The sequence below is a fragment of the Rhodoplanes sp. Z2-YC6860 genome, from assembly GCF_001579845.1.
Classification (GTDB): domain Bacteria; phylum Pseudomonadota; class Alphaproteobacteria; order Rhizobiales; family Xanthobacteraceae; genus Z2-YC6860.
The window spans coordinates 1,888,966-1,914,976 of the sequence record NZ_CP007440.1; the positions used below are offsets into that span (position 1 = coordinate 1,888,966).

Annotated in this window: 29 protein-coding genes; 15 read left to right on the plus strand and 14 right to left on the minus strand. The window is 64.4% G+C overall.

The window, feature by feature from the left end:
- Nucleotides 1-58: 58 nt before the first annotated feature.
- Nucleotides 59-565, minus strand: coding sequence for a hypothetical protein (locus RHPLAN_RS08870; RefSeq protein WP_068016143.1), 507 nt, complete (start codon nucleotides 563-565; stop codon nucleotides 59-61).
- 125 nt (nucleotides 566-690) lie between these two features.
- Nucleotides 691-1,182, minus strand: a complete 492-nt coding sequence (locus RHPLAN_RS39135; RefSeq protein WP_157100146.1) for a hypothetical protein — start codon at nucleotides 1,180-1,182, stop codon at nucleotides 691-693.
- 63 nt (nucleotides 1,183-1,245) lie between these two features.
- On the opposite strand from RHPLAN_RS39135, the gene RHPLAN_RS08880 reads away from it, so the two are divergent.
- On the plus strand, nucleotides 1,246-1,752 hold the full coding sequence (locus RHPLAN_RS08880; protein WP_068016148.1) for a hypothetical protein: 507 nt from the start codon (nucleotides 1,246-1,248) through the stop codon (nucleotides 1,750-1,752).
- Between the two features lie 114 nt (nucleotides 1,753-1,866).
- Nucleotides 1,867-2,841, plus strand: a complete 975-nt coding sequence (locus RHPLAN_RS08885; protein WP_068016150.1) for a Bug family tripartite tricarboxylate transporter substrate binding protein — start codon at nucleotides 1,867-1,869, stop codon at nucleotides 2,839-2,841.
- 83 nt (nucleotides 2,842-2,924) lie between these two features.
- On the opposite strand, the gene RHPLAN_RS08890 is transcribed toward RHPLAN_RS08885, so the two are convergent.
- The 6 genes from RHPLAN_RS08890 to RHPLAN_RS38280 all read right to left on the minus strand — a co-directional run bounded on the left by RHPLAN_RS08890 (nucleotide 2,925) and on the right by RHPLAN_RS38280 (nucleotide 8,678).
- The gene (locus RHPLAN_RS08890; protein ID WP_068016153.1) at nucleotides 2,925-4,109 is read right to left on the minus strand and encodes a DUF2272 domain-containing protein; all 1,185 of its coding nucleotides are present in this window, start codon (nucleotides 4,107-4,109) and stop codon (nucleotides 2,925-2,927) included.
- A gap of 63 nt (nucleotides 4,110-4,172) precedes the next feature.
- Entirely contained in the window at nucleotides 4,173-4,679 is a 507-nt protein-coding gene (locus tag RHPLAN_RS08895; RefSeq protein WP_068016156.1) for a hypothetical protein, read from the minus strand.
- Nucleotides 4,679-5,269 carry a hypothetical protein gene (locus tag RHPLAN_RS08900; RefSeq protein ID WP_157100147.1) on the minus strand — a complete coding sequence of 197 codons (591 nt, stop codon included), beginning with the start codon at nucleotides 5,267-5,269 and terminating at the stop codon, nucleotides 4,679-4,681. Before RHPLAN_RS08900 ends, RHPLAN_RS08895 begins: the two co-directional genes overlap by 1 nt.
- A 147-nt stretch (nucleotides 5,270-5,416) precedes the next feature.
- Nucleotides 5,417-6,385, minus strand: a complete 969-nt coding sequence (locus RHPLAN_RS08905) for a Bug family tripartite tricarboxylate transporter substrate binding protein (protein ID WP_198164788.1) — start codon at nucleotides 6,383-6,385, stop codon at nucleotides 5,417-5,419.
- Between the two features lie 118 nt (nucleotides 6,386-6,503).
- Entirely contained in the window at nucleotides 6,504-8,357 is a 1,854-nt protein-coding gene (locus RHPLAN_RS08910; protein ID WP_084244568.1) for an ABC transporter ATP-binding protein, read from the minus strand.
- Between the two features lie 108 nt (nucleotides 8,358-8,465).
- Entirely contained in the window at nucleotides 8,466-8,678 is a 213-nt protein-coding gene (locus tag RHPLAN_RS38280) for a cysteine-rich CWC family protein (protein ID WP_084244570.1), read from the minus strand.
- Nucleotides 8,679-8,855: 177 nt separating this feature from the next.
- Between RHPLAN_RS38280 and RHPLAN_RS08915 the strand changes: the two genes are divergently transcribed.
- The 4 genes from RHPLAN_RS08915 to leuD all read left to right on the plus strand — a co-directional run bounded on the left by RHPLAN_RS08915 (nucleotide 8,856) and on the right by leuD (nucleotide 12,119).
- Nucleotides 8,856-9,578 (plus strand): glutathione binding-like protein, encoded by a 723-nt coding sequence (locus RHPLAN_RS08915; protein WP_068016166.1) that lies wholly within the window; start codon nucleotides 8,856-8,858, stop codon nucleotides 9,576-9,578.
- A 166-nt stretch (nucleotides 9,579-9,744) separates the two neighbouring features.
- Nucleotides 9,745-10,023 carry an SH3 domain-containing protein gene (locus RHPLAN_RS08920; RefSeq protein WP_157100148.1) on the plus strand — a complete coding sequence of 93 codons (279 nt, stop codon included), beginning with the start codon at nucleotides 9,745-9,747 and terminating at the stop codon, nucleotides 10,021-10,023.
- 36 nt (nucleotides 10,024-10,059) lie between these two features.
- Nucleotides 10,060-11,499, plus strand: coding sequence for a 3-isopropylmalate dehydratase large subunit (gene leuC, locus RHPLAN_RS08925; RefSeq protein WP_442971813.1), 1,440 nt, complete (start codon nucleotides 10,060-10,062; stop codon nucleotides 11,497-11,499).
- Nucleotides 11,499-12,119 carry a 3-isopropylmalate dehydratase small subunit gene (leuD, locus tag RHPLAN_RS08930; protein WP_068016172.1) on the plus strand — a complete coding sequence of 207 codons (621 nt, stop codon included), beginning with the start codon at nucleotides 11,499-11,501 and terminating at the stop codon, nucleotides 12,117-12,119. Before leuC ends, leuD begins: the two co-directional genes overlap by 1 nt.
- Before the next feature lie 94 nt (nucleotides 12,120-12,213).
- Here leuD and RHPLAN_RS08935 read toward each other — a convergent pair whose 3' ends face one another.
- Nucleotides 12,214-13,146 (minus strand): IS110 family RNA-guided transposase, encoded by a 933-nt coding sequence (locus RHPLAN_RS08935; RefSeq protein WP_068013030.1) that lies wholly within the window; start codon nucleotides 13,144-13,146, stop codon nucleotides 12,214-12,216.
- A 312-nt stretch (nucleotides 13,147-13,458) separates the two neighbouring features.
- Here RHPLAN_RS08935 and RHPLAN_RS08940 point away from each other — a divergent pair, with 312 nt between their 5' ends.
- From RHPLAN_RS08940 to RHPLAN_RS38285, 3 genes are all read left to right on the plus strand, one after another.
- Complete coding sequence (locus tag RHPLAN_RS08940) at nucleotides 13,459-14,361, plus strand: isocitrate lyase/PEP mutase family protein (RefSeq protein ID WP_068016175.1); 903 nt, start codon at nucleotides 13,459-13,461, stop codon at nucleotides 14,359-14,361.
- Nucleotides 14,362-14,374: 13 nt separating this feature from the next.
- Nucleotides 14,375-15,394, plus strand: a complete 1,020-nt coding sequence (locus tag RHPLAN_RS08945; protein WP_068016178.1) for a Bug family tripartite tricarboxylate transporter substrate binding protein — start codon at nucleotides 14,375-14,377, stop codon at nucleotides 15,392-15,394.
- Between the two features lie 218 nt (nucleotides 15,395-15,612).
- Nucleotides 15,613-15,777: a Flp family type IVb pilin gene (locus RHPLAN_RS38285; protein ID WP_084244572.1), complete on the plus strand. Its 165-nt coding sequence runs from the start codon at nucleotides 15,613-15,615 to the stop codon at nucleotides 15,775-15,777.
- Between the two features lie 230 nt (nucleotides 15,778-16,007).
- On the opposite strand, the gene RHPLAN_RS08950 is transcribed toward RHPLAN_RS38285, so the two are convergent.
- Nucleotides 16,008-16,949 (minus strand): LysR family transcriptional regulator, encoded by a 942-nt coding sequence (locus RHPLAN_RS08950; RefSeq protein WP_068016181.1) that lies wholly within the window; start codon nucleotides 16,947-16,949, stop codon nucleotides 16,008-16,010.
- A gap of 76 nt (nucleotides 16,950-17,025) precedes the next feature.
- Between RHPLAN_RS08950 and RHPLAN_RS08955 the strand changes: the two genes are divergently transcribed.
- Together RHPLAN_RS08955 and RHPLAN_RS08960 are read left to right on the plus strand one after the other, a co-directional pair.
- Complete coding sequence (locus RHPLAN_RS08955) at nucleotides 17,026-17,859, plus strand: class I SAM-dependent methyltransferase (protein WP_068016184.1); 834 nt, start codon at nucleotides 17,026-17,028, stop codon at nucleotides 17,857-17,859.
- Between the two features lie 9 nt (nucleotides 17,860-17,868).
- A complete protein-coding gene (locus tag RHPLAN_RS08960) occupies nucleotides 17,869-18,390 on the plus strand; it encodes a DUF8737 domain-containing protein (protein WP_068016187.1) in 522 nt (173 codons plus the stop codon).
- 52 nt (nucleotides 18,391-18,442) lie between these two features.
- Here RHPLAN_RS08960 and RHPLAN_RS08965 read toward each other — a convergent pair whose 3' ends face one another.
- The 3 genes from RHPLAN_RS08965 to RHPLAN_RS08975 form a co-directional block, all read right to left on the minus strand.
- Nucleotides 18,443-19,330, minus strand: coding sequence for an MBL fold metallo-hydrolase (locus RHPLAN_RS08965; protein ID WP_068016191.1), 888 nt, complete (start codon nucleotides 19,328-19,330; stop codon nucleotides 18,443-18,445).
- 180 nt (nucleotides 19,331-19,510) lie between these two features.
- The gene (locus RHPLAN_RS08970; RefSeq protein WP_068016194.1) at nucleotides 19,511-20,353 is read right to left on the minus strand and encodes a hypothetical protein; all 843 of its coding nucleotides are present in this window, start codon (nucleotides 20,351-20,353) and stop codon (nucleotides 19,511-19,513) included.
- Between the two features lie 95 nt (nucleotides 20,354-20,448).
- Nucleotides 20,449-21,201, minus strand: a complete 753-nt coding sequence (locus tag RHPLAN_RS08975) for an SH3 domain-containing protein (protein WP_068016197.1) — start codon at nucleotides 21,199-21,201, stop codon at nucleotides 20,449-20,451.
- A gap of 141 nt (nucleotides 21,202-21,342) precedes the next feature.
- Between RHPLAN_RS08975 and RHPLAN_RS08980 the strand changes: the two genes are divergently transcribed.
- Nucleotides 21,343-21,699: a DMT family protein gene (locus RHPLAN_RS08980; protein ID WP_068016200.1), complete on the plus strand. Its 357-nt coding sequence runs from the start codon at nucleotides 21,343-21,345 to the stop codon at nucleotides 21,697-21,699.
- A 1-nt stretch (nucleotide 21,700) separates the two neighbouring features.
- Here the strand turns inward: RHPLAN_RS08980 and RHPLAN_RS08985 are convergent, their stop codons facing one another.
- On the minus strand, nucleotides 21,701-22,855 hold the full coding sequence (locus RHPLAN_RS08985; protein WP_068016203.1) for an AAA family ATPase: 1,155 nt from the start codon (nucleotides 22,853-22,855) through the stop codon (nucleotides 21,701-21,703).
- Nucleotides 22,856-22,969: 114 nt separating this feature from the next.
- Here RHPLAN_RS08985 and RHPLAN_RS08990 point away from each other — a divergent pair, with 114 nt between their 5' ends.
- The 3 genes from RHPLAN_RS08990 to RHPLAN_RS09000 all read left to right on the plus strand — a co-directional run bounded on the left by RHPLAN_RS08990 (nucleotide 22,970) and on the right by RHPLAN_RS09000 (nucleotide 26,011).
- A complete protein-coding gene (locus RHPLAN_RS08990; RefSeq protein ID WP_068016206.1) occupies nucleotides 22,970-23,407 on the plus strand; it encodes a pyridoxamine 5'-phosphate oxidase family protein in 438 nt (145 codons plus the stop codon).
- Between the two features lie 70 nt (nucleotides 23,408-23,477).
- A complete protein-coding gene (locus RHPLAN_RS08995; RefSeq protein ID WP_068016208.1) occupies nucleotides 23,478-24,428 on the plus strand; it encodes an acetamidase/formamidase family protein in 951 nt (316 codons plus the stop codon).
- 134 nt (nucleotides 24,429-24,562) lie between these two features.
- Nucleotides 24,563-26,011, plus strand: coding sequence for a DUF1800 domain-containing protein (locus RHPLAN_RS09000; protein ID WP_068016210.1), 1,449 nt, complete (start codon nucleotides 24,563-24,565; stop codon nucleotides 26,009-26,011).

Consider the following 26,011-nt stretch of genomic DNA (forward strand, 5'->3'; position numbering starts at 1 on the left):
GTCGCACCGGCGCGAGGTTACCCTCGCGCCGCCTCGTTGAGAAATGCCGGATAGCCGATCAAGCGCCCTTCAGGCGCTTGTTGCACTCGCTGTAGTAGCCGCCGCCCTTCTGGATCCATTTCAGCTCGCCATTGCCGTTGTTGGCCTTGTTGGCGTTGTACTGATCCAGGCAGGTGTGCATCCGGGCCTTGCCCTCGGTCTCCTTCGAATATTTCTGATCGACCGCGCTCGGGAATACCGCGTTACCGGAGCCGGCCGGAGCCGCTGCCGCGGGCTTCGCCGCTGTCTTCGCGGGCTTGGCCGGGGCCGCAGCTTCAGTGGCGGGCTTCGCCGGTGCTGCGGCAGGAGCCGCGGCCGGAGTCGCCGCAGGCGTTGCGGTCGCATCGCTGCCGCAATTTGCCTTGCGGAAGTCGTTCCACTTCTGGCCGTTCAAGGTGTTGGCGGTCTGCGCCTCTTTGTACTTGGCGCTGCATTCCTTCATCGTGAGCGCTTGGGCGGGTGTGACGCTGATCGCAAGGCCCGCAAGGAGCGCGCCGATCGGCAGGGTAAGAGCACGCATCGTCATGTTGCAGTCTCCTTAAATACCGGGGCAACCCCCACGGCCATCTTAGCCGAGGCGGCTGATGCCGTCTCAATGAGAAACGGCCAGGCTGATCATCGGCCAGACCCGATGAACCTACGATGAAAAGCCTAGATGACCTTGAACACCTCGATTTCGACCGCGCCCGGAAACATCGAACGCCAGGCCTGCAGGTAGGTTTGCACGCGGGGGTCGCTGGCGAGTTGCTGACGGTTGAGTTCGAGGGACTCCGGCGCGTCGTATTCGATCTCCTGGAGGAAGCGACCAGGATCGTCGACGTTCTGCAGGAGCCGCACTTTTGCGTCGGTGAACATCTGATAGAGCGGCGCTGACGACTTGATCATCGCGATCATCTGTTCCGAAGCAGCGGTCAACGTGAATCTGAAATGCAATGTCCGCCGGATCTTCGGTTCTTCTCTTCGCCCTTTGGTCTTCGTTTCAGCTCTGGACATGGTTCTTGGCATTCCTCTCGTTCGCTTCGGCGCGGCAGCGCGCCCAAGCCCCGCGCCGGCATGTGCTTGACCTGTCGCCACGAAACGATCCCGGATTGCGATCGGTCCCGGCCGGACGGTCGGGCTCAACCCATTAATCGCTGCATCCATGAACCTTTTATCGGCGGCTTCCGACTATACGGCATCACCAATCGATTGTGGGGAGCGGGTGTCATGTTTGCCAATATCAAATCGCTGAGGAATCACACGAAATTTGCCATCGCCGGGGTGGGTCTGCTGGCCCTTGCGGCGCTGCCGTCGATGGCTCATGCCGCAACCGGTCCGTTCGCGGCCCTGTCGGGCTCTTGGTCGGGCGGCGGCACCCTCACCATGTCGAATGGCGCCAAGGAGCGGCTGCGCTGCCGCGCCCACTACGATGTCGGCGGCGCGGGTGAGAGTGTCGATCTCACGCTGCGCTGCGCAAGCGACAGCTACAACTTCGAGCTCCAGAGCAACGCAAGCTACAGCAACGGCGCCGTCACCGGCACCTGGAACGAAAAAACCCGCGGCGTCGGCGGCAGCATCGAGGGCAGCGGCAACGGCAGCACGATCAAGGTGCGCGTGTCGGGCATCATCTCGGCGTCGCTTGCGCTGAATACGGTTGCCAACCAGCAGTCGATCTCGATCCAGGCGCCGGGCACCGAGCTGCAGCACGTCGCCATCTCGCTCAGCCGCAAATAGCCGAAAGCATCAGTTCAGCAAGCCGGGTGCGCGACCTTTCGCGCGCCCGGCTTCGCCTGTTCGCGCCACGGCCGATCCGTTAGGCTGCCATCCAACGAACACGGGGAGGATGACATGCTCACGCGGCGGAAACTGCTCGCGGCATCCGCAGGCGTCATGGCGCTGGGCGCGACCGGTGCGCGGGCGGAGACCGAATGGCCGACCAAGCCGGTGAAGGTGGTCGTGCCCTATCCGCCGGGCGGCGGCGCCGACACCACGGCGCGCATCGTCTACCAGAAGCTCGGCGAGCTCTGGGGCAGGCAGTTCGTCATCGACAATCGCGGCGGCGCAGGCGGCACCATCGCCGAGGCGCTCGCCGCCAAGGGCGAGCCGGACGGTTATACGATCCTGCACGACGCGACGGCGTTCTCGATCAACCCGGCGCTCTATCCCAAATTGCCGTTCGACTACGCCAAGGATTTCGTGCCGGTGGCGCTGGTTTCGCTGGTGCCCAATCTCCTGCTGGTGACGCCTTCGGTCGACGTGAAGACCGTGACCGACATTCTCGACCTCGCGAAGAAGACGCCGGGCGGACTCGATTTCGCATCGTCAGGCAACGGCACACTGCAGCATCTGTGTCTCGAACTGCTGAAATACATGGGCAAGGTGCCGATCAATCACATTCCCTATCGCGGCGGCGGTGACGCTCTGAAGGACGTGATCAGCGGTCAGGTGAAGTTCTTCTTCTCCAACGGCTCGTCATCGGTGAGCCTGGTTCAAGCGGGTCAGGTGAAGGCGATCGCACACACCGGCAAGGGCCGGCTCGGCACGCTGCCCGATCTGCCGGCGGTGCAGGACACCATCCCGGGTTTCGAGGCTTATGAGTGGAATGGGCTGTTCGTCATCGCCGGCACGCCGCCGGACATCGCCAGGAAGCTGAACGCCGGGATGAATGAGGTGCTGAAGCAGCCCGACGTACAGGCGCGCTTCAAGACGCTCAACGTCGAATACCGTCACACCACGCCGGAGGAGTTCGGCAGCTTCATCAGGACCGAGACCGAGAAGTGGGGCAAGATCATTCGCGAGGCGGGGATCAAGCTTGGCGGGTAGCGCGTGTCCCTGCCTGCCCCGGATTTGATCCGGGGTGGACGCCGGTTTTTCCGAAAGGGCCGTGCACCAGCTGGAGAATCCTGTCACCGCATCTGCAACAGCACGAACCATTTCTTCTCGTTGAGCGAGCAGTTGTCGCGGACGCTTGGCCCGACCGGCACCGAGGCCGAGGGTGGCGGCAAGGTCCAGTCGCCGCAGCCGCTTTTGTTTTCGGCCAATTTCATGTCACGGCGGAGCCTGAGCTTCTTCACAGTCACCGACTGCTGCACATTGCCGCCGACGACGTAGACCTTCCGCGCTTCGCGATCGACATGGACGACGACGTCGCAGTGGTTGTGGCTGATCGAGGTTTCGAAGCGGCCGGCTTGCGCATCGTCCAGGATGATGTTGCGAACGGTGCTGTCGCTTGCGTCCTTCAACTGCCTTTCGCGGTGATAGCAGAGCATGTCGCCGATCCGCGGCTCCGTGGCATAGACGGGACACGCGCGGTAGAGATGCCCGTCTTTTCCGGACGCCTTGCCGGCCGGGGCGTCCGCGAGGCTGGTCTTGAAGGCCGCGAGGATGTAGTCGCGATGCGCGGCTGAAAACGGAAATCTGCTTCTCGCGAAGCTTTGTATTTCGGAAGGATTGGGGCCGCCGCCCAGCGCGGCCGTCTTCACCACATAGCTCACGAACGCCGCCGACCACGGATTGTCCACGATCGCCGAGCGGAATGCGGCCTCGCGCAGCACTTCGATCGCATCGCGATCGTTCGTCTGGGCGCCGAGCCTGATTAGATCGGCGACGGAGACCTTCGTCAGATCGGCCTTCGTGGCCTCGTCGTGAAGCGGAGCGCGGTCCTTGTCCGGCGCGCCATCCCTGTCTTCATTGTGCGACGCGGACGCTTCCTCATAGCCCCAGACACGCAGCCGCGCGGCAACCTTCGGATTGGTGCCGTAAAGCGCCCGCCAGTACTTCAGCACCTGCCACCAGCCAAGGTGGCCGAGCGTCGCTTGGGGACCGGAGGCTTCCTCCTCCTGTTCGGACTCGACGAGCCCAAACCGGAATAGCCTGCCGTCGGAGTCGATCTGGTGGCCGCCGAACCGGTAATGCTCATCGAGCGCAGTCTGCGCGATCTTCTTGGCAAGGGAGCTGGGCTTCGTCGCCGCGGTCTGGTCGCAGATCTTCTGCACCGAGGGCCAGAATCGCGGCGAGGCCTGTGGCTGCGCCGACGCCGGCGCGACGGAAAGAGCTATGGCAAGCAGGGCGGGGACGATGGTCGTGCGCATGGCCGCTCCGTTCAGAACCGGCCCATGCTGCACGAGCGGCGGCGAGAGACAATCGGCTGTGGCTCAGCCGCTGCAGGGTTTCGCGGTCACCCGCTCGCGCTTCAGCGTCTCGGCCAGCGACGAGCGCGCCGAGAGCTTCAATTCGTCGAGCGAGAAATAGCCCCGGCCATAGGTTTCGCGCGTCAGGCGTTCGATGCGGTTGTCGTCGGCCGTGGCCCAGACCTTTATGATGTAAGGCCGCGCCTCCTCACCCCAATTCTTGGGATACCACGCAAGCTGGCTGCTGCGCTGCCAATAGTAGTAGTCGATCGCGCCGACCAGCAGCTTGTGCCCCTCGGCCGAGCAGAACGACGACCATGGCTTGCCGAGTGTCTCAAGCGTCGACTTCCGCGTGTTGTCGCGAGCCTCGACGGTGTAATGCTCGGTCACCATCCACGGATCCTGGCCGCGCAGCGTCGCCGGATTGACGATGGGCTGCGACTTGTCCTTCGCCGGCGCGTGCCAGAAGAACGTGGCCCACACGATGTTGGTCAGCACCAGTCCGCCGAGCAGGAACAGGATCGCGCGCATCAGCGCGAGTTTTCTGCGCGGCGGCCGCCGGCGCAGGTGTTTTCTTCGCCGAACGTGAACGGCACGCCGCTGAACATGAAGACGTCGTCGCGGATTGATTTCGGAAAGTCAGCCTTGCTGATGCCGCCTTTGTTGATCGCCTCGGTCAGCGTCGCATGGACGTGGATGTCGGCCGGCGACTGGAACGCCGCCGCGGCAGCATCGAGCTGTTTTTCGCTGCCCGTGCAGCGGCCAAACTTGCAGCCGGCCATGGCAGCCCAGGCGTTGACGTAGCGGGTCAGCGCCTCGACCAGATTCTTCCTCATGGTCGCATCACAAGGCGACAGCTTGTAGCCGATCGACGCCTGCAGCAGTTCGAGCCGAAGCTTGTCGCGCTCCTTGTCACCATCGCTTTGGGCGGTCTTGGAGTTTTCCCAGTCCTTGCGCAGCCCTTGCTTGACGCTTTCCTCGAATGTCGGGATGCGCGCGTCGGGCTTCAGCGGCACCACGCGCGTCACCATCACCGGGAAGCCTTTGTTGGCCCAGGAAATCCCGATGAATGCGAGCATAAACAGCCCGACCGCAACCAGCGAAAAGCGCACTGTGCTCATGGTCATGCCCCGCAAAAACCGCGGTGACCGCTAGCACAAGCAACGTTAAGCGCTCGCTATGCCAATCGCGTAAAGCGTGCGGGTCGCAATCATCGTCAGCGCTGCGTTAATGGGACCACGGAAAGTCAGGCGTATCGAGGCCCGTCTTTACTTGCGCAAGCCCGCGCCCTCGACCACCGCGGTCCAGCGTTTGCGCTCGCTTTCCAGGTGCTTGCGGAATTCCTCCGGCGTGCCGCCGAGGGTCGCGATCGTCTGGCTCTTCAGCGAATTGACGATCTCGTCCGACTTGAGCGCCTCGTTGGCGGCGCGTGCCAGCTTGTCGACGATCGGTTGAGGTGTGCCGGCCGGCGCATCGATGCCAAACCAGAGCACGGACTCGAAATCCGGCACGCCGGCTTCGATCATGGTCGGCAGTTCGGGCAGGATCGAGCTGCGCTTCGGGTCGGTGATCGCAAGGCCCACGAGCTTGCCCGCCTGGATGTGACCCATCACGGTCGAAGCCGGCGAGAAATAGCCCTGCACGCGGTTGGCCAGCATGTCTGTGATGACCTGCGGGCTGCCCGAATACGGAATGTGCGTGATCTTCACCTGCGCCAGCCGGTTGAACAGCTCCAGCGCCAGATGCGTCGAGCTGCCGACGCCCGACGAACCGAACGACAGCTCGCCCGGTTTGGCTTTGGCCAGCGCGATCAGCTGCTTGACGTTTTGCACGCCGAGCTCGGGTGTGACCGCGAGCACGGTCGGCGTCGAGGTGATCAGCGCGACCGGTTCGAAGTCCTTGTAGAAGTCGAAATTCAGATTGGACGACATCGCCGCGTTGATGACGTTCGCGGCATTGCCGACGTACAGCGTGTAGCCGTCCTTCGCGGCGCGGGCGACCTGCGCGGCGGCAAGGCTCGAGCCTGCGCCGACGCGATTCTCAATCACGAACTGCTGGCCGAGGATCTGGCCCATGCGGGCGCCGACCACGCGGGCCGAGATGTCGGCGGTGCTGCCGGGCGGAAAGCCGCTGATCAAGTGGATCGGTGCGCTTGGATAGTCATCCGCGCGGGCCGAAACGAGGCCCACGATGACGGCACATATGGCGGCAAGCGCGATCCGCGCGCAGTTTCTCATGGCCATCCTCCCGGTCTTTGTTTTGAGGACAGCCAAGCATGTTTCGGAGGCTTCTGCCACCGGCCCCGCCGTGGCGCATAGCCGTCGAAGGACGGCGCCGCTTCGCTCGCCTATGGCGTTACTCGGCGGCTTCGGCCGGCGGGTCGGAATCGATGAAGCCGCCGGACTGATGCCGCCACAGCTCGGCATAATGCCCGCCACTGCGCAGAAGCTCGGCATGCGTGCCTTGCTCGACGATGCGGCCGCGGTCGAGCACAACCAACCGATCCATCCGTGCGATGGTGGACAGCCGGTGCGCGATGGCGATCACGGTCTTGCCGGTCATCAGCGTGTCGAGGCTCGCCTGAATGGCGGACTCGACCTCGCTGTCGAGCGATGAGGTGGCCTCGTCGAGCACCAGCACCGGCGCGTTCTTCAGGATCACGCGGGCGATCGCGACCCGTTGGCGCTGGCCGCCGGAGAGCTTCACGCCGCGCTCGCCGACATGAGCGTCGTAGCCGCGGCGGCCGCGCCAGTCCTCGAGCTCGTGGATGAAGGCGTCGGCCTGGGCCTGCTTCGCGGCAGCGACGATCTCGGCTTCGGTCGCCTCGGGGCGGCCGTAGCGGATGTTGTCGCGGATCGAGCGATGCAGCAGCGAGGTGTCCTGCGTCACCACCGAAATCTGCGTGCGCAGGCTTTCCTGCGTGGCGTTCGCGATGTCCTGGCCGTCGATCAGGATGCGGCCGTCTTCCAGGTCGAAGAACCGCAGCATCAGGTTGACCAGCGTCGACTTGCCGGCGCCGGAGCGGCCGATCAGGCCGATCCGCTCGCCCGGGCGAATGGTCAGCGACAGCCCGTCGATCAGCCCGCTCTCGCGGCCATAGCCGAAGCGGATGTCCTTGAACTCGATCTGCCCGTGCGTGACCTTCAGCGGAACGGCGTCTGGCTTGTCGATCAGCTTGATCGGCTGCGAGATCGTCATCATGCCTTCCTGCACGACGCCGATGTTCTCGAAGATCTCGGTGACGCGCATCGCCACCCAGCCGGCGATCGAGATGATCTGCCAGGACAGCGGCAACGCCATCGCGACGGTGCCGACCTCGACCTTGCCGTGCACCCAGAGCCAGATCGCCATGGTGCCGGTGCCGGTGACCAGCATCGCGTTGAGCGTGGACAGGCAGAAGCTGAACAGCGTGTTGAGGCGCAGCGATGCGTAGAACAGCCCGGTGTGCTCGTCGAAGGCCTCGCGCACATAGGCGTCCTCGTCGCGGGCGCGCGCGAACAGCTTCACCGTGAGGATGTTGGTATAGGTGTCGACGATGCGTCCGACGAGCCAGGAGCGAGCCTCCGACACGCTCTTCGAGCGGTCGCGCATGCGCGGCACGAGGAGGCGCAGCATCAGCACGTAGCCGCAGAACCACAGCACGATCGGCAGCGCGAGCCAGCGGTCGGCAGAGCCCAGCAAGATGAGCGCTGCGGTGCCGTAAACCAGGATGTACCAGACGCCGGTGATGAGCGCGACGAGGCTCTCGCGCACCGCCGGCCCGGTCTGCATCACGCGGTTGGCGATGCGGCCGGCGAAATCGTTCTGGAAGAAAGCCCAGGACTGCCGCGCCACGTGCCAGTGGTTCTGCCAGCGGATCATGTTGGCGACGTTGACCGCGATCGCCTGGTTGGCGACGAGATTCTGCGCCGTCATCGCCAGCGGGCGAAGGATCAGCAGCACGGCGGCCATGCCGAGCAGCAGGTGCGAGTGCTCCTGCCACAGCGTCGCCGGATTGGCGGAGGTCACCAGCGTGACGACCTTGCCCATGAAGACCGGAATCGCGGAATCGAGCAGCGCCACGATCAACCCGGTGACGAACAGCGACGCGAACAGCCCCTTCGCCTGGCGGGCGAAGTGCCAATAGAACGCGACGAGCCCTGCCGGGGGCTCGGAGCCCGCCGGCTTCTGGGTCGGATCAAGTGCGCTTTCGAAAAGTCGGAACACCATGAATCGATGCAATTATTCGGGGTTCTTGGCCAGAGCGTGGCGGGATATCTCGCAAATTTAACCCGGCGTTGCACGCGCCCCAAAATCACTGTCGCTTGAAGGTGTGGATCACGCCGTCGAGGTGGCAGCCTTGGCGCGCAGGCAGGCCGGGCAGAGACAATCGCCGGCGCCGGATTCGGGCATTGGCAGGCGATAGCTCTCGTCCATGCACCAGCAGGCGCCGCCTTCGCTGCCGCCGCTGCCGCACTCAAACGACCTGCCGCAGCGGGCGCAGGCGAGCCGGCGCAAGGGCAGTCGCTGTTCGGCCGTGTTCGGGGTCATGCTCGTCGATCTGCAGGAACGCGAATGAATTCTATCACGACGGTTGATTGGTCGCTGAACGTTTCATGGGCTTCGTGAATTGTGGCGATTCTTTCCATAGCCTCCGGGCATGGCAGCTTCTCATTTCGATGCCTATCATAATGAGGCGATCGCAATGGACCCCAAAGGAACACACCGATGATCGATGTTTATTACTGGACCACGCCGAACGGCCATAAGGTCACGATCTTCCTCGAAGAAGCCGGGCTTCCCTACAAAGTCATCCCGATCAACATCGGCAAGGGCGAGCAGTTCAAGGCAGACTTCCTCGCCGTATCGCCGAACAACCGCATTCCCGCGATCGTCGATCACGATCCGCCCGGCGGCGGCAAGCCGATCTCGGTGTTCGAGTCCGGCGCGATCCTGGTCTATCTCGCCGAGAAGACCGGCAAGTTCCTGCCGAAGGACCCGGCCAAGCGCGCCGACGCGATGCAGTGGCTGTTCTGGCAGATGGGCGGCCTTGGTCCGATGTCGGGACAGAACAACCACTTCGCCAATTACGCGACCGACAAGATCCCTTATGCAATCGACCGCTATCGCAACGAGGTGAACCGCCTTTACGGCGTGATGGACCGGCGCCTCGCGGACCGGCCGTTCCTCGCCGGCGAATATTCCATCGCCGACATGGCGAGTTACCCCTGGGTGGTGCCGCATGAGCGGCAGGGTCAGAAGATCGCCGACTTCCCGCATCTGAAGAAATGGCTCGAGACCATCGCGGCGCGGCCCGCGGTGGTGAAGGCTTATGAGCACGTCGCCAAGGTCAATCCGGGGCAGGGCGGCATCCGCACCGCGGAGGAGCGCGCGATCCTGTTCGGCCAGACCGCATCGTCGGTCAACAAGGCCGCTGCGAGCGCGCAATAGAGTTTCGTTCCATCGCACGAGCGCTGAACGTTGTTTGACGGGGTGGGGTGGCCTTTCAGTGGCTCGCCTCACCCCGTTCTGCTTTGCAGCAAATTCGTTCACGCGGACGATACGAAGGTCGGAACCTTGAATCGATTTGTCCGTTATGCGACGCAAGGAGGCATCCATGCGACGACCGGCTGTCGCCATAGCGTTGCTCGGCCTGTCGTGGAACGCTCACGCGGCCACGATCGAGCCTCCCAATGAAGGCATTGGCCTCAAGATTCTTGAGGAGCGAGACGATGGCCAGTGGCATGGGCACCAGCACTGGCTTTACGACGAGCAGAACCAGCCCGAGACGAACGCCGCAGCATCAAAGCCGGCCGACTGCGCGGAATATCGTATCCGGGTGCCCACGGCTTCCGGCGCCGGCACCGAGATCAAGCGCATCGAGAAGTGCAAATAGCGGCAGGCGCGATTCGGTGGCTTGCTTTGAGGCCGCATGCGAGCCCAGAATGTGGGCATGCCGGAAACCCTGTTCGAAAAAATTTGGAACGCTCACCGCGTCGCGGAACGCGCCGACGGCCGTGAGCTGATCTACATCGACCGCCACGTGCTGCATGAGCTGCACGCGCCGCATGCCTTCGAGACGCTGCAGAAGCAGCAGCGCCCGGTTCGCCGTCCGGACCTGACCTTCTCGGCGCAGGACCACACCGTCTCGACGCAGCCCGGCCGCACCGACGACACCAACCCGTCGGGCGCGCCCTTCATCAAGGCGATGCGTGAAGGCAGCCGCAGGAATGGCATCAAGGTGTTCGATCTCGGCGATCCGGACCAGGGCATCTCCCACGTCGTGGCGCCGGAGCTCGGCATGGTGCTGCCGGGCGCAACGCACGGCGTGCCGGACAGCCATGCCAGCACGGTCGGCGGGCTTGGCGCGCTCGCCTTTGGCGTCGGCACCACCGAGCTCGGCCATATCCTCGCGACGCAGGTGATCGCGATGAAGCGGCCGAAGAGCATGCTGATCCGTCTCGAAGGCAAGCTCGCGCCGCACGTCACCGCCAAGGACGTGGCGCTGCGCATCATTTCGGAAATCGGCGTCTCCGGAGCGCGCGGCCACGTGGTCGAGTACGCCGGCAGCGCGACGCGCGCGATGCCGATGGAGCAGCGCATGACGCTCTGCAATCTCAACATCGAGATGGGCGGGCGCTCGGGCTTCGTTGCGCCGGATGACGGAACGTTCCAGTGGATCGCCGGACGGCCGTTCGCGCCGCAGGGTGCGATGTGGGACCGCGCGCTGGCGCATTGGAAGACACTCAAGACCGACGACGGTGCAAAATTTGATCGTGAGCTCGTGCTCGATTGCAGCGATCTCGAGCCGCAGATCACCTGGGGCACCGATCCGGGCCAGGTGCTCGGCATCTCCGGCCGCGTGCCCGATCCGTCTGGCGCCGCCGACGGCAGCAAGCGCGCCGCGATGGAAAGCGCATTGGGCTACATGGGGCTCGAGCCGGGCATGATGCTGGTCGGTCTGCCGGTACATCGCGTGTTCATCGGCTCGTGCACCAACGCACGCTTGCCGGACCTGCAGGCGGCGGCCGATGTCGTTCGCGGCCGCAAGGTCGCGCCCGGCGTGGTCGCGATGGTGGTGCCGGGATCGTCGCGGGTGAAGCGCGAAGCGGAGGCCGCGGGCCTTGATCGCGTGTTCCGCGACGCAGGCTTTTCCTGGGGCGAGTCGGGCTGCTCGATGTGTGCCGGCGGCAACGGCGACCGCGGCGAGCCCGGCGAGCGCATCGTCTCCACCACCAACCGCAACTTCGAAAACCGCCAGGGACCGAAGGTGCGCACGCACCTGGTCAGCCCCGCGACCGCCGCGGCGACCGCCATCGCGGGCCGTATCGCCGATGTGCGGCAACTGGGGCAAGTGTTGGGGCAGGTCTAATGCAGCCGTTCAAGTCTCACGCCGGCATCGCGGTGCCGCTTCTCGCGGACGACATCAACACCGATCAGATGGCGCCCGTCGCAGCGATGCGCGACATGAAGCCGGACTACAAGAAGATGCTGTTCATGCGCGCCCGCGCGGAGGACAAGGACTTTGCGCTGAATCAGCCGCAGTTCGCCAATCCCGGCATGCTGGTGACCGGGCAGAACTTCGGCGCCGGCTCTTCGCGCGAGGCCGCGGTGTGGGGCATGCTCGCCAACAACATCCGCGTCATCGTCGCGAAAAGCTTTGCCGACATCTATCGCGAGAACTGCCTGCAGAACGGTCTGCTGCCGGTGGTGCTCAACGCCAGCGACCAGGACGTGTTCATCGCCCGCGTCGTCGCCGCCAACGGTTCGGCGCCATTCACGGCCGACCTGGAAAAGCAGATCATCAGCGGGCCGGGCGGACCTGACATCAGGTTCGACATTCCGGCCGCCGACCGTACGCGCCTGCTCGAAGGCCTCGACGACATCGGACTGACGCTGAAGCACGACGGTGAGATCAAAGCCTGGGAGCAACGCATGGCCGCGTCGCAGCCGTGGCTGCAAACAGCGAAGGACAGCCGGACAGTCGGATAGAGCTAATGTCGCTTTGTATGAAAGCGTCTGCGGCATCGGTGGTGAACTCCCTCTCCCGTGGGGAGAGGGTTGGGGTGAGCGACTGTCTCGCGTGTCAAGCGATTTGCCATGGTCGTTTGTCCCGCACGATGGCGTTGAGGATAGTCAGCAGTTTTCTGGCGACTGCGATAATGGCGACCATCTTCGGCTTGCCGGCCTTGGTCAGGCGATTGAAGAAGGCCTTCAAGACCGGGTTGTGCCGCATGGCGACCATCGCGCCCATGAACAACGCGGTGCGCACGGATTTGCGACCGCCGCCAATAAAGCTCCGCCCCTTCCACTGGCCGGACTGGCGGGTGAAGGGGGCAAGCCCTGCGAGCGCAGCGATCTGTTTGCGGCTGAGCGTGCCGAGTTCGGGCAGATCGGCAATGAGCGTGCGCGAGATGATCGGGCCGATGCCTGGCACGGAGGCGAGCAGATCCTCCTTCTCGCGCCAAGCCGGCGAGCCGCGCACGCTGTCGTCGATCTCGCTATCGAGCTCGGCGAGTTCCTTCTCCAGCATGCCGATGACCCGGCGGATGCTTTTGCGCAGGCGCGACACGGCTATCCGCTTCTCGCGCTGGCTTTCCGCGCCGATCATCTCGATGATCTGCCGGCGGCGGGCGACGAGATCGGCCAGAAGCTGCGTTGCCTCGTCTGCCAAGGGCCGCGGCTGCGGCTTCGTCGCCTCCGCGAAGTGGGCGATCACAGCGGCATCGATCGGGTCGGTCTTAGCGCGCTGCCCGAGCGCCTTGGCAAAGGCTCGGATTTGGGCCGGGTTGACGACGACAACAGGAAGCGCCGCGGCAGCCAAAGAGGCTGCCACCACCGTTTCAAAGCCGCCGGTGGCTTCCAACGCAATAATCCCCGGCGCCAGGGCCCGCATCCGCTCGATCAACCGACCCACGCCGGATGCATTGCGCGTCACCACAAACAGCTCCCCACCGGGGCGCACAGCCACGTCCAGGCGGTCTTTCGAGACGTCGATACCGACAGCGATGATGTCCATGGCGACCCGTCCTTGCCTAATCGAGCTTTGCTTCTTGCGGCCCAGGCGACTGTTCGGGTTCGATGGAACGGCGGGCGGGGCGCCAAGCTCACCCACGGTCTTGCAAGACCTCGGGGTTTGCGGACACCCGCCCGTCACCGCGACCACAACTTTAGACGAGTCGCGGCTATGAGAATTACAAGGGCGTTCGATCTCTCGATAGACCGTACCCCCTCACCCGGATCGCTTTCGCGATCCGACCTCTCCCCATGGGAGAGGTGAGCGGAGCAAGCGGCGCGACTAACGCAAATTTTTGACACTAGGGAGTACCCAATGAACGCCCGCAAGAAATTCCGCGCCATCATGGCGGACAACAAGAAGTGCACGCTGATGCCCGGCGCCTACGACGCGCTGTCGGCGCGCATCATCGAGGCCGAGGGCTTCGAGGCGGTCGTCGCCGGCGGTTACGCCGCGATCGGCTCGATGCTGGCGCAGGCTGACATGGGCCAGTCCAACATGCGCGATTATGCGGCGCACTACGGCCGCATCTGCGACGCCGTGCAGATTCCGGTCTATGTCGATGCCGACACCGGCTTCGGCGGCGTCAACAACGTGCGCCAGATGGTGCGCGCCTTCGAGGCGGCGGGCGTCGCTGCCCTCTTCATCAGCGATCAGGTGTTCCCGAACCGCTGCGGCTATCTGCCCGGCAAGCAGATCGTACCGGTCGAGCAGATCCTGGCCAAGCTCAAGGCCGCGCTCGATGCCCGCACCGATCCCGATCTGATGATCGTGGCCCGCACCGACGCTGCGAGCGTCGAGGGCCCGGAGCAGGCGATCGCGCGCTGCCAGCTGTTCATGGAAGCGGGTGCCGACATGGCGAAGCCGATGGGGTTCGACACCATTCCGGATATCAAGCGGGCGATCCGCGAAATCCCGGGGCCGCACATGGCGACGCTGTCACAGGCGGCCGGCAACAAGGTGCGCAGTCTGCCGGATATGGAGGCCGCAGGCGTAGCCGCTGCGACCTTCCCCTCAGTGGCGCTGTTCGCTGCGGCGAACGCCGTGCGCAACGTGGTGCGCACGCTCAAGAACGAGAATTCGCTTTCGCCGTGCCAGCCGCATCTGATCCCGCTCGAGGACTATTACGATCTGGTTGGACTGAAGTCGCTGCTTCATCGCGAGGAAAGCTACGACAAGGCCGCCGACGCTTTGGTGCAGAAGCGCGCCGCCGAATAGCCCGGAGGCTGCCATGCTGATTCCGGTTCGATCGGTCGCCGCGGCCGCATTGATCGTGTGCCTCGGCAGCGTGGCGCACGGACAGACGGCCGAAGAGTTCTACAAGGGCCGGACGATCCAGATCGTCGGCGCCTTTGAGACCGGCAACGACTACGACATCGGCACGCGGCTGCTGGCCCGCTATCTTCCCAAGGAGTTGCCGGGCAATCCGACCGTCGTGGTGCAGTCCATGCCGGCGGCGGCGGGCGTGGTCGCCGCCAACTACATGGCGCTGCGTGCGCCGCGCGACGGCAGCACCATCGGCGGCATCTCGCGGAACCTGCCGAGCCAGGCGATGATGAAGCTGCCGAATATCGAGGCCGATCCGCGGACCTTCATCTGGCTCGGCGCGACCTCGTTCCCCGGCCGGGTCTGCGTGACCGGGCAGGATGCCCCCGTGAAGACTGCAGCGGATCTGTTCAAGACCGAGCTGCTCACCGGGGGCACCGGTGCCGGCTCGTCCACCAGCATCGTGCCGACCGTGATCAACCGCGTGCTCGGGGCGAAGTTCAAGATGGTGGAGGGCTACCGCGGCGCGGGCGATATCCTGATCGCGATCGAGCGCAACGAGGTGCAGGGCGTCTGCATGTCGATGGGCCAGTTCCGCACGTCGCAGCAGAAATTCAAGGAAGGCAAGCTGCGCTATCTGCTGCGCGCCGAGGAGAGCGCGCTGCCGGGCGTGGACGTGCCCTCGGTCTACGATTTTGCCAAGACCAGCGAGCAGCGCCAGCTGATGCGTTTCCTGTTCTCGTCGACGGAATTCGGCCGGCCCTACCTGTTCCCGGCGGGCGTGCCCAAGGATCGCGTCGATTTCATGCGCAAGGCGATCGAGCGGGCGGCGAAAAATCCTGCGCTGCTCGCCGAAGCGGAAAAGATGAATCTCGATATGGTCTTCCGCGCGCCGGAGCACCTCGAGCAGGTGGTGACGCAGCTCTATGAGACGTCGCCCGAGCTGGTCGAAAAGGCCAAGGACATCAGCCCAAACCTGAAATAGGTCCTGCTCCATTTCAGGACCAAGTCTTCTTAACGATCAAGTCTTCTTAACGATCAGGCCGTCTTCACGACCAAGTCTTTCTTAACGACGAAGCCTCCTTAACGATCAGGCCTTCAGCCGCGCGGTACGTAAAACTACCGACCGCACAACTACGGACTGTGACGTTTGTCACTCGTTTATCGCGCGCGATCCAGTATACCCGCAGCAAGGAAATCGCGATGACGACCGAATTGACAAGGTTCCTGCGCGACGAGTCCGGAACGGCGGCCATCGAATACGGTCTGATCGCGGCCAGCATTTCGATTGCGACGATCACCGCCGTTCAGAGCTTCGGCTCGAAGCTGAAGATTGTTTTCACGGCGGCGCAAGCCGCGTTGAACTGATTGGATCGCCCAGGCCGCCTTTGTCACGGGCCAAGGAGAAGCAGCTCATGCAACGATGCTGTCATTGTCAGGGCCGGTTCGGGCTGGTTTCATATCGGCGCCTCTCCAAGCGTTTCTGCTCGAAGGATTGCCGCGACAACTACAAGCACAACTTCGCCACGGCGATCCGGGAGTTTACCGGCCGCTGGTTCTCCACCAGCTCAGGGCCTTCGGCCACTTCGAACGTCTGATCAAGGCGCGCTTGTCTTGGCGCGCCGCGCACTGTTCGGCCGGCTCTTGATGTGCTCGATGAAGGCACGCAGCTTCGGCAGGACCTGCCGGCGATCGGGATAATAAAGAAACACGCCAGGCGTCGTTGGTGCGAACGGCTCTAGCACCCGCACGAGCTTTCCGGCTTTCACCAGTCCGGCCGCGGTCGGCCCGGGCACCTGCGCCAGACCGAGGCCTTCGACGGCCGCACCGAGCATGGTGGGAACGTCGTTGGCGATGAACGGACCCGACACCGCGACCTCGATCGGGCGGCCATTATCGTCGAATGACCAGTGCGCGAGCGCGCCATTGGATCGTCGCATTCGCAAACAGGCGTGTTGGCGCAAATCGTCAGGCCGCTTGGGCCGGCCCTTGCGCGAAAGATAGCCGGGGCTGCCGACGATCGTCAGACGAAACGGCGGCGTGAGCGGGACTGCGACCATGTCGGCCGCGATGAACTGGCCCATCCGGATGCCGGCATCGAAGCCCTCGGCTGCGAGGTCGACCGACTGCTCGCTGGCGGCGATTTCCACTTCGATTTCGGGATAGGCCTGGCAGAAGGACGCAATCAGCGGCTCCAGCAGGACCGGCACGACACCGCGCGGCACGGTGAGGCGCAACAGCCCGGTTGGCCGCTGCCCGAGGTCGCGTGCAGCGCTGCTCGCGGCGACCAGTTCCTCGAAGGCGGGCTTGGCTCGCGACAGAAAGCGCTCGCCGGCTTCGGTCAGGCCGACGCTGCGCGTCGTGCGGATGAACAGCGCTGCGCCGACGCGCGCCTCGAGCGCACGCACCGCCTGGCTCATCGCCGACGGCGTAACGCCGAGCTCCGCGGCGGCTTTGCGGAAACTGCGATGCCGCGCCACGCTGAGGAATGCCTCGACGCCATCGAGCGCGCCCTGCCGGACTGTGAAGTTCTGCTTCATGGCCCATCGACATTATTGCGAATAGTCGATCGCGGGAAGCGGCCGTATCTGAGCCGCGAACGATGGAGAGTTCGACATGACCGATGTGATTGATGGTGTGCGCGACCATTATCGCGCGACCGGCCTGACAGGGCGGCTCAAAACGGCGCTTGCGGTCTTCGGGCGGGAGGATCAGCGGCTCACGCCGGAGCAGTTGAGCGCCCTCGACCAGTTTCACAGCCGCGGGCTTGCGGCGACCGCCGAACTCGTCAAGCTCGCCAGGATTACCGCTGACATGGCGGTGCTCGACGTGGGATGCGGCATCGGCGGACCGGCGCGCTTTCTTGCCGCGACTTGCGGCTGCCGGGTCACCGGGGTCGACCTGAGCGAGCCGTTCGTGGAAGCTGCGCGCTATCTGACCGAGCGCACCGGGCATAGCGAGCGGGTGTCGTTTGAGACTGCAAGCGCGCTTGCGCTGCCATGGGACGACAGCCGTTTCGACGCCGCGCTATTGCAGCACGTGGCGATGAACATCTCGGATCGGGCTCGGCTCTATCGCGAGATCCGGCGCGTGCTCAAACCCGGCGGCCGGTTCGCGACATTCGACGTCGTGCTGAACGGCGGCGAGCCGCATTATCCCGTGCCCTGGGCCCGGACCCCGGAGACAAGCTTCCTCCTGTCGGCCGCCGCGACCCGCGAGGCCATCGAGCCGGCCGGTTTCCGCACGCTCGTTTGGCAGGATGACACCGAGGCCGCCAAGGCCTGGATCGCGCAGCTCCGTGCGTCCGGCCAGCCGCCTTCGCCCAATCTCGGCGTGGTGATGGGGCCGGATTTCGCGCAACTCGCCGGCAACCTCGGACGCAATCTCATGGAAGGCCGACTCGGCATCCTCACCGCGGTGTTCGAGGCCACGTCAACGAACGCTCAATAGGAGGGCGCAATGTCAGCGGAAACTCTGTTCCGAATCCATCTCGTGTTCGGCTATATCGCCTGGCTGCTCTGCTTCGGTGCGTACATCTGGCCGTGGCTCAAGGCGATGGACCGTGTCGAAGCGCACCGTGCCATTGCCACCCTGCACAGCTTCCGCTTCTTCGGGCTCGTTTTCCTTCTGCCCGGCGTCGTCGGTCCCAATCTTCCGGAAAGTTTCACGACGTTCGCCGCCTATGGCGACTTCGCAACCGGGGTTCTGGCGATGCTGGCGCTTGTCACCATCCGGATCCGCCCGCTGTTCTGGCTGTTCGTCATCGCGTTCAACGCCGTTGGGGCGGTCGATATCCTCGTCGATTATTACCACGCGACCCAGGTCAACCTGCCCGCGATGGCGGGCGAACTCGGTGCGACCTACGCGATCCCGATCATCTATGTGCCGCTGCTGATGATCACGCACGCTGTGGCGTTGTATTGGCTGGTGCGTCGAGGGGCCAACGTGGTGCGTCCTCTCGCCGGCGAGGTCACCGCATGAAAAACGGGCCGCTCTTGCGAGCGGCCCGTTGCATTCAACATTGTGCTTTGGCTCAGGTGCCGCGGCCCCACAGCCCGCAGTAGCGGCGCGCCACGAAGGGCAGGCCGTTGGCATAGCCCGGCATGCTCTCGTACTTCGGCAGCTTGAATTCCTTCTCGGCCTCGTCCCAGCATTTGCCGCCCTGGCCGAGCTTTTTCATCTCTGCCGACGCGTCGCGGTAGAGCGCGAGCACCGCCTTGGCGTCGTCCTTGGTGCCGAGCCGGCCGTTCGGCGCGCCCGGATGACCCGGAATCAGCCGGTTCCAATCGAGCGCGATGACCTTCTCAATGAAAGCCTCAGTTTCGAGCGGATAGAAGTCGATCATGCCGCGGCCCGGAAACGAGCCGACCGGGATGGTATCGACCACGAAGATGATCTTCTCCTTCGGCAGCCGGATCACGATGTTGGAGTCCGAGTGGTTCGGCCCGAGATAGAGCAGCTCCATGGTCGTGCCGCCGAGCCTGATCACCTTCTTGTTGCCGATCGATTCATCGGGCAGCGGTGTGTTCGGATCGGCGAGCGGCTTCAGATGCGGCATCACGTTTTTATGCGCGATGATGCGGGCGCCCGCATCCTTGAACGCCTTGCCGCCGGCGATGTGGTCATAGTGGTGGTGGCTGTAGACCAGGAACTTGATCGGCTTGTCGGTCACCTTCTTGATCTCGTCGACATATTGCTGGCCGCCGTTTGGACGGCCGTAGGCGACGGGATCGGTGGCGATCACGCCGTCCTTGGTGACGACGAAGATCGATTGGTGACCGCCGTTGCGGAAGATGTAGACGTTGTCGGTGCCATCGACCTTCGTGGTTTCGATCTGCGGACGTTGCTGCGCCTGCGCAGACAGCCCGAGCGCGGCGGTGAGCACCGCTGCGCCGAGCGCCGAACAAAATGCACGTTTCATAGTCGCCCCTTGTTGAACGTTGATTGTGAAGTCACCTTCACGGGCCAAGGCTACGACAGAGCACCAAGGACGCGCCATGGCGCGTCGTGATGCGGCGCAGCGATCGGCCCAAACCATAAACAAGTGCGGCGCGCGCCTATTCCGGCACGCGCCGCACAATTCAAACGCCGGGTGACAGGCTTACTGTTCGCCGCCGATAAAGCCGGCGATCTTCCAGGCGCCGCCTTCCTTGGCGTAGCAGACCACGTCATTGCCGAGCGGACTGATGGCATCGGCCGGCACATAGCCGACCTTGCCCGAGGGGGCGACGACCTTGATCATTGGATTGTCGCCCTGCTGATCACCGCCTTCGTCCATCACGCGGATGAAGTGCATGCCGAGTTTTTCGACCACCGGCGAATTGGGCTGGGCTGCGGCGCGCATCTCGAGGTTCGGCTGCGTCGGGAAGCCCCATTCGCCTTCGTCGGTGCCGGTCGCCTTGGCAAGCGCTTCGAGGGCCTGGGGGTCGAATTGCGGATCGGCCGGCGCGCAGATCGTGTCTTTCTTCTCAGGGAAGGGGGCTGCGGTTGCCTCGGCGGCGAAACCCGCGAGCGTGTCCCAGCCGGAGCCATCCTTGGCGTCGAGGTTGATCGCCTTGGCGAGGTTGTCGAGACCGGCTTTCTTCTTGTCGGCCTTGTCGCCCTTCTCGCCCATCCAGAAGAAGCTCTTGGACACGAGGTCGCCGAGCGCCTTCTTGTCCTTCTTGTCGGCGGCGGCGCCGACTTGTTTGCGGAAGGCCTCGAAGCTCGGATCGTTCATCGGTTGCGGCGGCGTGATCGCCACGACCTTGTAGGGCTTGGGCGGCGCGGGCTGCTGCTGGCCCTGTTGCTGCTGCGCGGCCTGCGGCGGCTTCTGCGGAGCGCCTGCACCGCCGGCCGGCGGGTTAGGCCGGGGCGATTGGCCTTGCGCAAGGCTGGGCGCAGCGCTCGCGGCGAGCAACAGGCTGGCGGTGATCGAGGCAGCGGCAATGATACGACGGCCCATCGGGGCATCTCCTTCGGTGAAACACAATGATGCGAATCTACGCCAAAATAAGTCGTTGATGCGGCCTGACCGGCCCGATTTCAGCGAAATGTTTTTTAGCCGCCGCCGATGTAGCCCGTGATCCGCCAGCCGGCCACCATGTCCTTGACGTAGCAGAGCCGCTCGACCGCGAGCGACGAGAGATGGCCGGGTTCGACATAGCCGATCTTGCCATCAGGCAGCGCCGTTCGTGCCCACGACGTGCCAGCATTGGTATCCCCTGCACGTTGCAACCCAAGATGCCGGACGAACTGCAGCGCAAGCTTGCCGATCGCAGGCGCATTCGCACGAGGCGCGTCACGCACCGGCACGCCATCGGCGAGCGGATAGGCCCAATCGGCGGCCGTGGTGTAGGTCGCGTTCAACAGCTTCGAGAATTCGATTGCGTCATAGGCCGGCGGTGCCGGAGCGCAGACGACACCAGGCCGCGAATCGAGCGACTCGAACGCTTTCTCCTCGGCGAAATGCGCAAGCTTCTCCCAGCCCATGCCGCTGCCGCGTTCGAGTTCGATCGCCATGGCGAGGTTGTCGACCGAGGGCTTCTTCGGATCGAAGCCGTTGCCGAAATCGCGGTCCCAGAAGAAGCCCTGGGGCTGAACCAGCGCTTCGAGGTCGGCATAGATGCGGGCCTTGGCGACGGCGGCGATGGCCGTGCGGAATGTCGCGAAGCTCGGATCCGCCGACGGCGCCGGCAAGGTCACGGCCACCGGCGCATAGGGCGTTGTCGGCTCCGACGGCAGCTGCGCCACCGCTGGTCCGGCGACGAGGGAGGCGGCAACAATGGCAAACAGAGCGGGACGGATGTGCATGGTGAGCGCCGAATCGACTTCGGCGAGCTTAGCGCCGTAACCTCACATCCGCACGACGCGTTCCACGGCGGCTTGCCGTGTGTTAGCCGATATCCAGTCGCACCTTTCCCGCATCACGAGAGCCCCAACCCTGAGAGCCCTATGCCGACCTTCATCTCACCGTATCTCTTGCCGATTTTGCTGCTGCTCGGTTCCAACATCTTCATGACCGTCGCCTGGTACGGCCATCTGCGCTTCAAGGAGTCGCCGCTGCTGCTCGCGATCCTGGTGAGCTGGGGCATTGCACTGGTGGAATACTGCTTGGCGGTGCCGGCCAACCGCTTCGGCAACACCGTCTACACGACCGCTCAGCTCAAGACCATGCAGGAGGTGATTACGCTCGTGGTGTTCGCCGGCTTTTCGGTGCTCTATCTCAAGGAGGCGCTCACCTGGAACCACGCCGTGGGCTTCGCGTTCATCGCGGCCGGCGCGTTCTTCGTATTCCGCGGGCCGCTTTGATTCAACGCGCGGGCCAGGACCACGCCGGCGGATCATGATCGGGCGCCGAGGTCTCGCCGAGCGCCTTTTCGAGCGCAATGCGCGTCGCATTCGGTTGCTCGCAAAGCGCTGCGACCAGCGGCGCGGCATGCGTCACCACCACGACCTGGCAGTTCTTGGCAGCCCTGGCGATCAGCCGCGCCAGCGCCGGCAGCAGGTCGGCGTGCAGGCTCGTCTCTGGCTCGTTCAGCACCATTAGCGGCGGCGGCCGCGGCGACAGCAGAGCTGCGGTCAGCAGGATGTAGCGCAGCGTGCCGTCGGAGAGCTCCGCGCTCTTGAGCGGGCGAAGCAGCCCATGCTGGTGGACCTCCAGCTCGTAATAGCCATTGCTGGACGTGGTGCTGAGGCGTGAGCCCGGAAACGCATCGGCGATCGCTTCGTACACGGCCTGCGCGTTGCCAAGCTCTTTGATCGTCTGGACCGCAGAGGCCACGTCGGCGCCGTCGCCGCTCAGCACCGGCGTGTAGGTGCCGACCTGCGGTCTGCGCGCCGGCGCGTCGCGGTCGGTCCGCAGATGATCGTAGAAGCGCCACTCGCGCATCTGCTCGCGCACCACGAGAAGCTCCAGCGCGTCGCGCGGATCGGCACCATGCGTCATCATGCTGTCGAAAGGATGGAGCGTGGTGATGACGTCGCGCCAGGCGCCGCCGTCATCGCGGATGCGGACCAGCGGGCCGCGGCGCTCCGCGAACACGTTGTTGCGGCGGATGGTCTCGCCGGTCCACAGGCATTCGAGCTTGATGTCGGGATCGTGGCCGAACAGCGCGGACGACGGTGGAGGCAGCCCGAGCTCGATCGAATAGCCGTAGTGCTCATCGGAGAAGCCGAGCTTCAGCGCCACGGGATTTTTCCGCACCGTGCCTTGAATGGGCTGCTTGCCCGATTTCATCTCACGGGAAAACTGCTCCGGTCCTGCCCAGAGCGTCGATTGCAGGCCGCCTTCGGCGGCGAGCGATTGCACCACCCGGTCCTGGGCCACGTCGGCGAGCAGCCGCAGCGCGCGGTAGAGGCTCGACTTGCCGCTGCCGTTCGGGCCGGTGACGACCGTCAGACGGCCAAGCGCGAGCCTGATGTCGCGCAGCGAGCGATAGCCGGAAACGGCGAGCCGGTCGATCATGGCGGCGACACTGGCGGATGTCGCGCACGCGGGCAAGCAATGCGTTCCGACCCGATTGCCTAACGTTGCGCGCGGATGTGATCATGCGTCCATCGGACAAACGGATGAGACCGCATGATCAAGATGACCCCGCTGATGAAAGAACTGCTCGACAAGGCGCTGGAAGACGGGACGCCATGTCTGATCGGCACCGCGTCGAAGGAGGGCCGGCCGCAGATCAGCCCCAAGGGCAGCGTCGCGGTGTTTGACGGCGACAAGCTCTGCTATTGGGAGCGCAGCCATCGCAGCTCGCCCAAGCGCATCGCCGAAAATCCGTTCGTCACGGTCTACTATCGCAACCCGGCGCGGAAGGAGAATCCCTATCGTGCCGGCTGCATCCGCTTTCATGGCCGGGCCAGGATCGTCAGCAGCGGGCCGGAATGGGAAAAGGCGTGGGGCCTCACCAATCACGAAGAGCAGTCCAAAGACCCTGACAAGAAGGGTTCGGCTGTGATTATCGATGTCGATCTGATCGAGCAGATCGACAGCACCGTCATCATGAAAAAGGACTAGCGCATGATCCCAAAAAGTGGACATCGGTTTTCGGACAAGATCATGCGCAACGCAAAGTAGGACAGCATCCATGGCGACGCACAAATTGGACTCTTCCCCCGAGACCGTGCACTGGGGTTTTTTCGACGCCAACCTCAAGCCGCAGATCACCATCGATTCCGGCGACACCGTCACCATCACCACGGTATCTGGCGTACTCAACAATCTGCCCAAGCCCGAGTCGGGTCTCACGGTGCCGCCGGAGCTCGCCGCGATCCATCAGAAGGTGCAGCCACGGATGGGCGGCCCGCACATCCTCACCGGGCCGGTCGCGGTGCGCGGCGCCAAGGCCGGGCAGGTGCTCGAAGTGCGCATCAAGGCGGTCGAGCTCTATCAGGATTGGGGCTACAACGCGATCAGGCCGCTCGCCGGCGCCTTGCCTGACGACTTCAAGACCATGCGAATGATCCACATCCCGCTCGACAAGAAGCGGATGATCGGAAAGCTGCCTTGGGGTCTCGATCTGGAGCTCAAGCCGTTCTTCGGCATCATGGCGGTGGCGCCGCCCGCCAACTGGGGGCCGGTGAACTCTCCGCCGCCGCGCAGAAACGGCGGCAATCTCGACAACAAGGAGCTGGTCGCCGGCACCACGCTGTTTCTGCCGATCCACACCGACGGCGCGCTGTTCTCCTGCGGCGACGGACACGGCGTGCAGGGCGACGGCGAGGTCTGCATCACGGCGATCGAGACGGGCCTCACCGGCACCTTCGAATTGATCGTGCGCGATGACATGACCTTGGAATGGCCGATGGCGGAAACGCCGACCCACGTCATGACCATGGCATTCGATCCCGACCTCGACGATTGCGTCGTGATCGCGCTGCGCAACATGATCAAGCTGATCTGCGAGCGGACCGGCATCTCGCGCGAGGATGCCTACACGTTGTGCAGCCTCGCGGCCGATCTTCGGGTGACGCAGGTCGTCAACGGCGCCAAGGGCATCCACGTGATGCTGGAGAAGAAGCTTCTGGCGCGCCGTTAGCTTTTGTTAATTCATTAAATTGCGGACAGGCCGCATCACGTCACGGAATTGACGTGATGCGGCGCCATTTGTGCTAGTATTGCGAAGATCAAAAGCGGCTGGGCGACCGCTTTGATGCCGGGTGAGATTCGCCCATGACGCTTGATCCGAAATCGACCGCCGCGCTGGCCTTGCACCGTTTCGGGCTCGGCCCTCGTCCCGGCCAGATTGCCTTGATCGCCTCCGATCCGCGCGGCGCACTGCTGGCGGAACTCGACAAGCCCAACATCAACCGTATCGCCGGCGCCGGACTGATGGGCAGCGCCGAAGCCGCGCGCGCCCTGTTCGAGTACCGCGCCGAACAGCAAGCCCGTCAGATCGTCGCCAAACGTGAGGCCGACCGGCAGCAGGCCATGGCCGACACCGAGGCGGGCAAATCCATGACCGAGAAAACCATGGCCGAGAAGTCCATGGCGGACGATGCCGCGCAGAAGCGCGATCCCTCCAAGGATGTTGGGCGGCAGATTTTCCTCGGTGAAGCCAAAGCGCGGGTCGATGCCGCGCTCACCGCCGATATCGGATTTGCCGAACGCCTGGTGTGGTTCTGGTCGAATCATTTCTGCATCTCGGCCGACAAGATCCCGAGCATGGCCGGCGCCTATGAGCGTGAGGCGATCCGCCCGCATGTGCTCGGCCGGTTCGGCGACATGCTGCTGGCCGCCGAAAGCCATCCGGCGATGCTGTTCTATCTCGACAACTGGGATTCGATCGGTCCCAACTCCGTGGCCGGCATCAACCGCAGCAAGGGCCTCAACGAGAATCTGGCGCGCGAGATTCTCGAACTGCATACGCTCGGCGTGCGCAGTGGCTACACGCAGAGCGATGTCACGTCCTTTGCCAATGTGCTGACCGGCTGGTCGATGAGCGCGGTCAGCAATCCCGATCACGGCGGTGAGTTCGTATTCGTCAAACGCATGCACGAGCCCGGCGACAAGACCGTGCTCGGCAAGAGCTACGCGGACGATGGCGTCGGGCAGGGGCGGGCGGTGCTTGCCGATCTCGCGCGCCATCCCGCGACCGCGACGCACGTCGCGCAGAAGCTCGCCAAACATTTTGTCGCCGACCAGCCGCCGCAGCCGCTCGTCGATCGGCTCGCCAAGGTGTTCCGCGACACCGGCGGCGATCTCAAGGCCGTGACGGTCGCGCTGGTGAAATCCGACGAGGCTTGGAGCGCACGGCGCGGCAAGCTGAAGCGGCCGGATGAGTGGCTGATTTCGGCGCTGCGCGTCGGCGGTGTGCGCGAGCCGGGGCCCGATCGGGTGGTGGGCGCGCAAAACATGCTCGGCCAGCCGTTGTGGCGGCCGCCGTCGCCGCAGGGCTTCTCCGACGAGGAGGCGGCCTGGCTCGACGGATTGCCGACGCGGCTCGATATCGCCAGCACCTATGCGGCGCGGATCTGGGACCGGCTCGATCCGCACACCATGGTGGACGAGGCGCTCGGCCCGCTGGCCTCCCGAGAGACCCGCGAGACGGTGATGCGCGCCGAGAGCAAGACGCAGGCCTTTGCGATGCTGCTGCTGTCGTCGGAATTCCAGCGGAGGTGA